The sequence below is a fragment of the Albidovulum sediminis genome (genome assembly GCF_025380365.1).
Lineage (GTDB): Bacteria > Pseudomonadota > Alphaproteobacteria > Rhodobacterales > Rhodobacteraceae > Albidovulum > Albidovulum sediminis.
In genome coordinates this window covers 1-2703 of the sequence record NZ_JAOCQF010000015.1, presented here as the reverse complement: position 1 = coordinate 2703, position 2703 = coordinate 1, and the positions used below count along the sequence as shown (strand labels likewise).

2 protein-coding genes are annotated in these 2703 nt (G+C 58.3%); both read right to left on the bottom strand.

Features of this window, described 5'->3' with window-relative positions; all coding sequences use genetic code 11:
* Positions 1-1465 (bottom strand): tyrosine-type recombinase/integrase (locus N5I32_RS21410; RefSeq protein WP_261497894.1); only part of this gene is annotated, 1465 nt, incomplete at its 3' end.
* On the bottom strand, positions 1462-2703 hold a 1242-nt coding region (locus N5I32_RS21180; RefSeq protein WP_369414382.1), incomplete at its 5' end, for a tyrosine-type recombinase/integrase. The genes N5I32_RS21410 and N5I32_RS21180, both read right to left, overlap by 4 nt.

Below are 2703 nucleotides of genomic sequence, written 5' to 3'. Positions count from 1 at the left end.
GATTGAGGGGGTATTGCAGCAAATAGTCTGCCGACATCCGCCCGCTGCGGCGAAAGAAGACATAACGAACCAAGTCGCCGGTCTTGTCATCCCGGATCGGGCGGTCGTTGGCTTCGAGCCGACGCTGGATGACTTCGCGCAATACCGTTGCGGCGTCGTCATGCAAAGGCACAAGGCGTTCCCGCATAGTCTTTCCAGCGGGTATCCGCAGTCTGAAGGTCCCGTCGGGATACTGATCCAGGCAGTCCAAGCGGAGTCGAATGACCTCTCCCCGCCGTGCGCCAGACCAGCGGGCGATCAGCAGCGCCGCCTTCTGAAATTCACACTCGAGGCTCGGCAGCTGCGCCATAAGGCGCGACAGCTGGTCCTCGGGAATAAACCTTGGCACGCGATGTGCCAACTTCGGCAGATCGTTCGGATCAAGAATGGGTCGGGTCGGAAAATTGGGCCAGTCCCATGCTGCGCCATCAGACAGGAACTTGGCAACTGTGCCCGCCCTTGCTCGACGAGCATTTATGGACAGCGGCGCGCCGGTGCGTGGTGCAATGTCGAACTGAAGGTGGCGAAGGTAGTCGTTGAAGAGCTCCGGATTGATGTCAGCAAAGTTCAAAATGCTGGGCTGTCGCGTAGACAAGTAAGTCACAAAATGCCTCATCGAAACGGCCATGTGATCTACCGTCGGGCGAGCAAGACTGACCCGCTTCCTCTCAAGCCAGCGGTTTGCCAATTCCTGCAGGTCTGGCCTCGGCGAAGCGATCGGCTTGCGTTTGTCCTGGATAATCTGAGGCCGGATGACATCGTTCCCGTTTTGGAAGAGGAGCAGCTGCAGAACGCGGGTTTTGACCCGCCAGCTGCGCTGAAAGCCTGCCGGGAAGTCTTCTTTCTCGTTTCGGAAGATATGAGTGTCGTGCCGTGCGGCGAAGGCGTCGACACCTGCGATCATTTCGTCAAGGTGATGTTGGCGAAGATCGCCAAAAGAGCGGACACCCGTGTGCATCGCAAGACGTGGCAAAACCACGCGGAGCGCTGCTTGCACGCCGGTTGCGGAATAGCCAATCTTCGCACTGTCCGCGACCAGTGCGTCGAGCCCTTCATAGGCGTTCAATGGCTCCATGGTCTCCGCCACGCGCATGTTTCCGACTGCGAACAGGAAATCGTAGTCCAACCGGATTCGGTCGGTCATGGCTGCGTAATAGAGATAGCTGCGTGCCCGAAAGCTGACCGGATAAGTCGGATGGGCCTGCTTGTCACCATTTAGGCAGCCAATTCTGATCGGCAGGGGGGCAGCGAACCAATCCCTGATATCCGGCCAACTCTCAATGAACATGGATCGGTATATCAACCGTTTGCGGCGAAAACTTTCAGCCATCGGGATGCGCGCCAGAAATGCCGCATAGTCAGCTTCGTCTGCGTGCTCAAATATGACAGGGCGGTCGACGGCCGATTTTGACGATACATGGGTCACAGAGCCTCTCCGTCCGTTGTTTGCGAAGGACGGTCCAGCCCTAAGGCGTGTCGATACTCTGCGACCACCACGGCGTCGGAAACCCTTGTGTAAATTCTTGTCGATTCCGGCGAGGCATGACCCAATCGCTTCTGTAATGTCAGTTCTCGCATCCCTGCCTCCCACATGCGCGTCGCATGGGTGTGGCGAAGGGCGTGCGGGGTCATCCACGGCTCTCGGATCTCGGCGCGATCACATGCGCGAGCAAAAAGTCGCGCCAGCGCAGAATAAGACAGCGGTTCTTGACGGTTTACGCCTGTGCCGCCGACCAGGAACACGAAAGGAACGTCAGCATCACCCGGTCGTTCGTGCATGACGTATGTGTTCAGGGTTTCCAGTGTCTCGCCATCATGCAAATCGACTACGCGCTCGACGCGGGACTTCGATCGTGCGCCCTTTGGATGATCATCGCGGCAGCGCACAAAGATGCGTCTGCGCCCGTAGCCTATATCGGCGAGATGCAACCCGAGAACTTCTCCGGGGCGCAGGCCTCCGTTCAGCATCAGCAATACCAGGCTGCGATCGCGGAGATTGCGCGTGGCGGCCAATAAACCTTCGACCTGTTGCTGATTCATCGGTCTTGGAAGCCGTTGCATGGTCTTCAGGCGCAATTCTCTGACCTCAGACCTCTGCCGTGAAATCCCAGTCAGAAACGGCCTATGCCTGTCGCTCACCCGCCAAGACGTTTGATCTTGCTTCTTCGCGATCGGGTTTGCCCCGCTGAACGCTCCGGTGAAAATCGCCCAGCGATAGAAGGCGTCGACCGCCACGAGGATGCGATTGATCGTTGCGGCTGAAAGGCCCTGCCGAACGGCAGCCCCCTCGCTCACCACCAGTCTGATCGAAGTATCCCGGCGCTTGCGGTTGGCGTTTACCGACCGGAGGTACTCGAGGAATGCGGCCGAGAGTTCGGGGGAGAAGGAGGTCCAGTGAATTCCTTGGGTTGAGAGAAAGGTCCAGAGATGAATGACGTCGCGTGCATAGGCGAGGGCGGTGTTCGGCGAATACGCCTTCGCCCCCAGATAGCCGACAAAACTGCAAATCGGGTCGACTGCGTTGCCGTCCATATCTGTCACAAGAATGGTCGCGCCACCGTCGGCGCTTCTCAGTTTAAACATCTGCGCCTCGGTGATTTTGCGGGTCGTGGCAGCCAGCATAGGGCAAAACGCCACCGTCGGCATGCTGTCCACATAATCGAC